Source organism: Pseudomonas sp. CG7, from assembly GCF_023701885.1.
In the GTDB taxonomy this organism is placed as follows: domain Bacteria; phylum Pseudomonadota; class Gammaproteobacteria; order Pseudomonadales; family Pseudomonadaceae; genus Aquipseudomonas; species Aquipseudomonas zanjanensis.
In genome coordinates this window covers 1-7,370 of sequence record NZ_JABAEE010000144.1, presented here as the reverse complement: position 1 = coordinate 7,370, position 7,370 = coordinate 1, and the positions used below count along the sequence as shown (strand labels likewise).

Annotated in this window: 6 protein-coding genes; all 6 read right to left on the bottom strand. The window is 65.3% G+C overall.

The genetic code is table 11. From position 1 onward, the window contains the following. Positions 1-170 precede the first annotated feature (170 nt). Genes HGO40_RS29925 through HGO40_RS29900 form a run of 6 tightly spaced genes read right to left on the bottom strand, consistent with a single transcriptional unit; the run spans position 171 to position 7,014 of the window. Positions 171-1,808: a BatD family protein gene (locus HGO40_RS29925; protein ID WP_250965981.1), complete on the bottom strand. Its 1,638-nt coding sequence runs from the start codon at positions 1,806-1,808 to the stop codon at positions 171-173. Then, the gene (locus HGO40_RS29920) at positions 1,805-3,541 is read right to left on the bottom strand and encodes a tetratricopeptide repeat protein (RefSeq protein WP_250965980.1); all 1,737 of its coding nucleotides are present in this window, start codon (positions 3,539-3,541) and stop codon (positions 1,805-1,807) included. The genes HGO40_RS29925 and HGO40_RS29920 overlap by 4 nt, the downstream gene beginning before the upstream one ends. After that, a complete protein-coding gene (locus tag HGO40_RS29915) occupies positions 3,538-4,617 on the bottom strand; it encodes a vWA domain-containing protein (RefSeq protein WP_250965979.1) in 1,080 nt (359 codons plus the stop codon). The genes HGO40_RS29920 and HGO40_RS29915 overlap by 4 nt, the downstream gene beginning before the upstream one ends. Then, positions 4,610-5,104 carry a DUF4381 domain-containing protein gene (locus HGO40_RS29910; RefSeq protein WP_250965978.1) on the bottom strand — a complete coding sequence of 165 codons (495 nt, stop codon included), beginning with the start codon at positions 5,102-5,104 and terminating at the stop codon, positions 4,610-4,612. Before HGO40_RS29910 ends, HGO40_RS29915 begins: the two co-directional genes overlap by 8 nt. Next, positions 5,101-6,045: a DUF58 domain-containing protein gene (locus HGO40_RS29905; RefSeq protein ID WP_250965977.1), complete on the bottom strand. Its 945-nt coding sequence runs from the start codon at positions 6,043-6,045 to the stop codon at positions 5,101-5,103. The genes HGO40_RS29910 and HGO40_RS29905 overlap by 4 nt, the downstream gene beginning before the upstream one ends. A 9-nt stretch (positions 6,046-6,054) precedes the next feature. Further along, positions 6,055-7,014: an AAA family ATPase gene (locus HGO40_RS29900; protein ID WP_039589986.1), complete on the bottom strand. Its 960-nt coding sequence runs from the start codon at positions 7,012-7,014 to the stop codon at positions 6,055-6,057. Positions 7,015-7,370: the final 356 nt, after the last annotated feature.

Below are 7,370 nucleotides of genomic sequence, written 5' to 3'. Positions count from 1 at the left end.
CTGCAAGCGCCCAAGCCACAAAAGCCACAAAACCCACAAAAGCCACAACAGCCACAAAAGCCACAAAAGCCACAAAAGCTGAAAAAGCTGAAAAAGCTGAAAAAGCTGAAAAAGCTGAAAAAGCTGAAAAAGCTGAAAAAGCTGTGAAGGCTGCAAAACAGAAGTTTGGGTTATTTAGGGTAAAGCGGCGGCAATCCGGAATCACCCGCCGAATCCAGCGCCCCTTCGGTGGGCGGGATGGTACGAATGGCCCGCCACAAGTCTTCGCCTTGCCAATGCTGGCCGGTTTCGCTGTAGAGCGCGCCGTTGAGGCCATCCAGGGCGTCGGACAGCGGCACGAAACGCGCGGCCATGTCGGCCAGGGTTTCCGGTTGCTGGCGGGCCCAGGCGTCCAGGGCTTGGCGGGTGGCGTGGGGGTCGTTGGCCAGGCAGGTACGCTTGAGGTCGTCCAGCAGGGTGCGTGGGCTCGGTCCGGCCTGGGTCGAGCGCAGGATCGCCGGCTGCCAACGGGCGCGCCACCACAAGCCGAAGCCGAGCAGTGTCGTGCAGGCCAGGATCAGGCTGCTCAGTTGCCAATACCACAGGGTCTCGCTGTCCACCGTGGTCACGATCTGCGTCGTGCTGGCCGGTGTATCCACCATCAGGCTCGGATTGTTCGCCACTTGCAGGGTCCGCGCCGGGAGGCTGGTGCGGTCCAGGTGATCTTCCAGGGTGTTCCACCAGACCACTTCCACCGGTGGCAGCTCGATGGTGCCGCTGCGGTTGGGCACCAGCGCCTCGCGGTCCTCGCGGCTGCCCACCAGCCCGCGTTCACTGCTGCGGCTGCTCAGTACCGGTTGGTCCGGATAACGCCGCAGGCCATTGATCTCGGTGGCCGGCAACGGTGGCAACTGGGCGCTGGCCAGGCCTTCGGCTTCCAGGGTCAGGCTGCGGGTCAGGGAATCGCCGACCTGGCTGTGGGTCGGCTCCGGGCTCCAGCTTTCACTCAACGACAGGCTGCGTGCCGGCAGCCAGGGCACGTCGGCCGGGTAGCTGGCCGGCTTGGGTTTGACGCTCAGCAGCAGTTGCTCGGAGCTGACCCGCATCAATTGGCCGGGCTTGGGGCCTGAAGGGGCGGCGTCCTGGGCCACCGGTTCGACCAGGGTGGCACTGAAGGTCTGGGCCGGAATCGTCAGCTCGCCGCTGCGCTGCGGGTAGATGCCATAGCGCAGTTCGATGACGCCATGGCGCACATCGTTGATGACTTTTTCATAGGTGCGCGATTCGCCCAGTTGTTCGGTGCGCGCATCGGGGATGTGCAATGGCGTCAGGCTGCTGTCGTCGTACAGCGACACCGAATGATAGATGCGCAGGGTCAGGATCGCCTGGGCCTGCACATACACGTCGTGCTGGTCGAGGCTGGCTTCGATGAACACTGGCGCCAGGGTTCCCGAGGCGTTGCGGGTTTCGCTTTCGATGACTTGCAGGGTGATCGGCTGGCTGCTCACTTCGCCCAGTTGCAGCGGCGGAATGACCACGGTGCCGCTTCGACGTGGCAGCAGGGGGATGAGCCAGCGAGTGGTGGCGCGGTTCTCGCCGGCGAGGGTCGTCAACTGATTGACCTGGCGGGTGCCGCGCACATCGAACAAGGCCTGGAGCGGGCTCAGGTCGGGTTTGCCGAACAACGTGGCGTCATTGGATTCCAGGGTCAGTTCCACCGTTTCCCCGGAGTTCAGGCGGCTGCGGTCCACACTGGCCGTCAGCTGTGCAGCCTGGGTTCCAGAGGCCCAGAGCAGCAAGGCGAGGAGGTAGGCGGTGAAGCGGGTCATGGGGTTTTTCCCTGGGCCTGATGGCTTTGCTGTTCATACCAGAATTTACGCCTGAGCAGCTCGCCGGGGTTATCCGGGATCTGGCGCAACCATTGTTCCATGGCCTGGCGTTGTTCTTCTTCATTGCGCTGGCCGCCGGCGGGACGCAGCGGCGGCGTGGTGGTCTGTTCATCAGGCAGCTCGCTACCCGGCACATCCTGGGCGGTGGGCGGCTGTGCGGCCCGTGGAGGCTGGGATTCGTCCGGCGTCGCGGTGGTCTCGGTGGATGGCTGTCCCGGTTCGGAAGACTGGCTCGTCGAAGTGCTATCCGGCGCTTGCTCGGAGGGGGCTGGTTCCGCGTTTTCCGCGGGCGTGGGCTCTGGCGCCGGTGGTGCCTGCTCCTTCAACAGGCTCTGCACCAGCGCCTTGTTGGTCTGGGCCGGGCGCAGGTCGGGTTGCAATTCCAGGGCTTGTTCGTAGGCATCCAGTGCGGCCTCCAGCTCACCGCTCTTGGCCAGGGCGTTGCCACGATTGTAGTGGGCACGGGCGTCGTTGCCTTCGGCGAAGCGCCGGGCGGCTTCGCTGTATTGACCGGCTTCGTACAGGGCGACGCCTTGCCATTGGCTGTCCTCGAAGCGGGCGGCGGCTTCGGCGGGGCGCTTTTGCTTGAGCAAGTGCTGGCCCTGTTGATCGGCGCGCAGCCATAGGTCCTGGAATTCGAAGGCGTGGCCGGTTTGCGGCAACACGAATAGCAGCGGCAGGCAGAACAGCCAGCCTCGACGTCCGGCGCAGGCGGCCAGCAGCAACAATGGCAGGAGCAGCCAGTAACCCTGGTCGGCCCAGGTGTCCAGGCGCAACGTCTGGCCGTCACTGCGCAGATGGCGAGGACCGTCCAGCAGGCCCAGGCCGCGCAGGTCGCTGTCATCCAGCCGCGCCGGTCGGTAGCGGCCATCCAGTTCGTTGGCGAAGGCCTTGAGGCCCGGGCTGTCCAGGCGCGGCACCAGGATCGAACCCTGGGCATCCTTGAGGTAACTGCCATCTTCCTGGGCCACCGGTGCGCCTTCCCGGGTGCCGATGCCCAGCATCAGCCATTGCGTGGCGGAGCCGTCCAGGACTTGGCGGATGCCTTCACGCTCCTGTTCGTTCAACGAAGAGCCGATCAGCAGGATCCGACCGTGGCCAAGTTCACCCTGGTCCAACAGGGCCATGGCCTTATGGACCGCCAGGTCGGCGCGATGACCGCCTTGGGGCATGATCGACGGTGCGACGGCTTCGAGCAGGTTGGCGCTGGTGGCCAGGTCGTCGGACAGCGGCACCAGCGTGTGGGCGCTGCCGGCATAGACAATGATCGCGGTCTGGGCATCGCTGCGGTTCTGCAGCAGGTCCAGCAACTTGCGCCGGGCCTGTTCCAGGCGCGTCGGCGGGACGTCGGTGGCGAGCATTTCCGGGGTCAGCTCCAGTATCACCACCAGCGGATCGGCGGGTTTCTGGCTGGTCTGCTCGACCCGCGCCCAGCTCGGCCCCAGCAACGCCAGCACGATCAACGCCCAACCCAGGCCCAGGGCAATCCATGGCAGCCGGCTTTCCCGGCCACTGCCGCCGCTGAGCAGCACGGCGTGGAAGGCCGGCGGCAAGATCATCTGCCAGCGGCCCACTCGCTTCTGCCGATGCCACAGTTGCCAGAGCAACCAGCCCAGCAACGGCAGCAGCAACACGAACCAGGGGCGCAGCCAGTGTGGCCAGAGGGCGATCATCGACGCCTCCGCAAGCGCAGCCGCTTGAGCCGTTGGCGCCACTCGGTGTGTTGGGCCGGTTTGAACAGCGCCTGGTTAAGCAGGCGCTGCAGTGGATTGTCCGGCCAGCGCGTCCGGGCCGCCAGCAGCACGCTCAGCAACAGCGCAACGGTCAGGGGCCAGTGATACAGCGCCAGGGCAGGGCGCGCTTGGGGCGGTTGCTGGGTCACCGGTTCGAGCTGGTCGAGGGTGGTCTTGATCGCCAGCAGATGCTCACCATCCTGGGCGCGGAAATAACGACCGCCCGTGACCTGGGCAATGTCCTTGAGGGTCGGCTCGTCGAGCTCCAGGCTCGGGTTGACGCCGAGGAAGCCCGCCGTACCGCTTTGTTCCGGGTCGGCACCGATGCCGATCGGGTAGATTTTCACGCCTTCGTCGGCGGCCAGCTGCGCCGCAGGCAATGGATCGATTTCGCCGCCGTTGTTGGCCCCGTCGGTGACCAGGATCAACACGCGACTGTGGGCCGGGCGCTGGCGCAGGCGCTTGAGGGCCAGGCCGATGGCGTCGCCAATGGCGGTATTCTTGCCGGCGATGCCGATGCGCGCCTCGTCGAGCCAACGCCGCACGGTGCGACGGTCGAAGGTCAGCGGCGCCTGCAAGTAGGCCTGGCTGCCAAACAGGATCAGGCCGACCCGATCACCCTCGCGGCCTTCGAGAAAATCCCCGAGCATGTGCTGGACCAGCGTGAGGCGGCTGACTTCTTCGTCCTTCCACTGCATGTCGGGAAAGTCCATGGAGCCCGAGACGTCCACCGCCACCAGCAGGTCGCGACCGCTGGCGGCAATGGGCAACGGTTCCCCCAACCACTGCGGCCGGGCGGCGGCGATCAGCAACAGCAGCCAGAGCAGGATAAAAGGTGCCTGTTGTCGCCAGGTCGGCAGATTGGCCCGGGCCCGACGGCCCACCAGGCCTTCCAGGTCGCCGAGGAAACTGACCTTGAGCGCCGGCTCGCCGCTGTCGGCCGCCGGCAACACCAGGCGCATCAGCCAGGGCAACGGCAACAGGGCGAACACCCATGGCCAGGCAAATTCAAACATGTTTGCGAATCCAGATTTCCACCGCCTGGGTCAGACCGGCGATGGCTTTGTCGTCGAGCTTGCATTCGGGCTTGTAGGCGCCTTCCACCAGTACCATCCAGCGTGTCAGGCCGGCGGCCGGGCAACGGTTGTCGAGGAAGGCCAGCCATTTGCGCCCGTTGAGGGTGTGGCTCTGGCTGTAGGGGTAATGGTTGCGACACAGACGCTTGAGCAACCCGTTGAGTTGCTGTAGCCAGGCACCGGCCGGCGCGCCGTCGTAGGGTTTGGGCAGCCGGGCGAGTTCGGCCAGGGCGGCCACGCGCACCGGGTCCAGGGGTTGCTCAGTGCGGTCCGTGGTGCGCTTGGCGGGAATGAAGCGGCGCAAATGCCACAGCCCCAGGCCCAGCAGCAACAACAGCACCAGCAGCAACCACCAGCCCGGCGCGGGTGGCCAGAAGCCGATGGGCGGTGGCGCCATCAACGGTTGCAGTTGATCGAGACTGCTCATCGGCTTTTCCCGGCCCGCTTGGGGTTCAGGTATTCGCGCAGTTGCTCGACCATGTCGCCCTGGGTGCTCAGGGGCATCATCAGGATTCGCAGCTTCTGCGCCAGCAGCTCCCAACGTTCCTGGCGAGCGTCGGCCTGGGCGCGATAGGCCTGGCGCAGCTCGCCAGTCAGGGTGTCGAGTTCCAGTTGGGCACCGCGGTGGGCGAAGCGCAGCAAGCCGGCGGCGGGCAAGGCGTGGTCCAGTGGGTCCGACAGCGGCAGCAGCAACAGGTCGCAATGGCGCGACAGCAGGCTCAATTGCTGCTCGGCGCGGTCGGACAAGGCACGCTCGTCGCAAATCACGATCACCAGGCTGCCGGGCCGCAGCACTTCCCGGGCTCGACGCAGGGCGATGCCGAACGAGTCGCGGTCCGGCTCGCCCTCGGTGTGCAGCGATTGGTTGACCCGCACCAGCCGGTTGAGCAATTGCAGAAGGCTCTGTTTGCTGCGCCGCGGCTTGACCTCGTAATGGGTGTTGTTGCCGAACACCAGGCCGCCGACCCGGTCGTTGTGCCCCAGCGCGGCCCAGCCGATCAGGCTGGCGGCCTGGGCGGCGAGCACCGACTTGAACATCAGCCCCGAGCCGAAGAACAGTCGGTGGCTTTGCTCGATCATGATGAAGATCGGCCGCTCGCGTTCTTCGTGGAATAGCTTGGTGTGGGGTTCCTGGGTCCGGGCGGTGACGCGCCAGTCAATGGTGCGTACGTCGTCGCCGGCCTGGTAGACCCGCACCTGGTCGAAATCCACCCCGCGCCCACGCAGCTTGGAGTGATGCAGGCCGATCAGCGGGCTGCGTTGGCCCGGTGTGGAAAACAATTGCACCTCGCGCACGCGATGGCGCATCTCGATCAGCTCCGAAAGGCTGACGCGGATGCCCGGTGCGGGCGCCAGGGGGTTATTCATGACGCATGCTCAAGCGACAGCGACGACGTCGAGAATCCGCTGCACGACCCGATCCTGGTCAATGCCGGCGGCCTCGGCTTCGAACGACAGGATGATGCGATGGCGCAGCACGTCGAACAGCACGGCCTGGATATCTTCCGGGCTGACAAAGTCGCGTCCGGCCAGCCAGGCATGGGCACGGGCGCAGCGGTCAAGGGCGATGGAACCCCGCGGGCTGGCGCCGTAGGCGATCCACTCGGCCATTTCCGGGTCGAACTTCGCGGGGTTGCGGGTGGCCATGATCAGTTGCACCAGGTATTCCTCCACGGCGTCGGCCATGTACAAGCCGAGGATTTCCTTGCGCGCGGAGAAGATCGCCTGCTGGCTCACGCGACGTTCGGGCTTGGTCTCGCCATTCAACGCTTCACCCCGGGCCTGCTGGAGAATGCGGCGTTCCACGGCGGCATCGGGAAAGCCGATCTTGACGTGCATCAGGAACCGGTCGAGCTGGGCCTCGGGCAACGGGTAGGTGCCTTCCTGCTCGATCGGGTTCTGCGTGGCCATCACCAGGAACAGTGGCGACAGCTCATAGGTGCTGCGCCCGACACTGACCTGACGCTCGGCCATGGCTTCGAGCAGGGCCGACTGGACCTTGGCCGGGGCGCGGTTGATTTCATCCGCCAGTACCAGGTTATGGAAGATCGGCCCTTGCTGGAACACGAAACTGCCGGTTTCCGGCCGGTAGATTTCGGTGCCGGTGATGTCGGCGGGCAGTAGGTCAGGGGTGAACTGGATACGATGGAACTGCGCTTCGATGCCCTCGGCCAGCTCTTTGATGGCCTTGGTCTTGGCCAGTCCAGGCGCGCCTTCCACCAGCATATGGCCGTCGGCGAGCAGGGCGATGAGCAGGCGCTCGATGAGTTTTTCCTGGCCGAGGATCTGCGTTGAAAGAAAGGTTCGCAGCGCCAGCAGCGCTTCACGATGTTCCATCGGTGACTGTTCCTGGAAAGGGTGGCCCCAGGCGTTCGGATAACGCCGGGGCTGGGGGCGTTACTTTAATGCATGGCAGGGGGTGGCGACTAACGGGATTTTGTCTGGTGTGTGGATTTGTGATCGGTTTGGAGTCGTTGTGGGAGCGGGCTTGCTCGCGAAGACGTAGCGCCAGGCAACATTTTCGTCGGCTGCCCCACCGCCTTCGCGAGCAAGCTCGCGCCCACAGGGGGATTGGCGGTGGACGCAGGATCAAGGAACGCCACGGATCCAGTGTGGGAGCCGAGCTTGCTCGCGATGACGGCGGCACATTCAACCTCAATGCAGCCTGACCCACCGCTATCGCGAGCAATATC

Bases quoted from the DNA above. Each gene is read 5' to 3' on its own strand.
- HGO40_RS29900 (WP_039589986.1), bottom strand. From the start codon at position 7,014: ATGGAACATCGTGAAGCGCTGCTGGCGCTGCGAACCTTTCTTTCAACG.
- HGO40_RS29920 (WP_250965980.1), bottom strand. From the start codon at position 3,541: ATGATCGCCCTCTGGCCACACTGGCTGCGCCCCTGGTTCGTGTTGCTG.
- HGO40_RS29915 (WP_250965979.1), bottom strand. From the start codon at position 4,617: ATGTTTGAATTTGCCTGGCCATGGGTGTTCGCCCTGTTGCCGTTGCCC.
- HGO40_RS29905 (WP_250965977.1), bottom strand. From the start codon at position 6,045: ATGAATAACCCCCTGGCGCCCGCACCGGGCATCCGCGTCAGCCTTTCG.
- HGO40_RS29910 (WP_250965978.1), bottom strand. From the start codon at position 5,104: ATGAGCAGTCTCGATCAACTGCAACCGTTGATGGCGCCACCGCCCATC.
- HGO40_RS29925 (WP_250965981.1), bottom strand. From the start codon at position 1,808: ATGACCCGCTTCACCGCCTACCTCCTCGCCTTGCTGCTCTGGGCCTCT.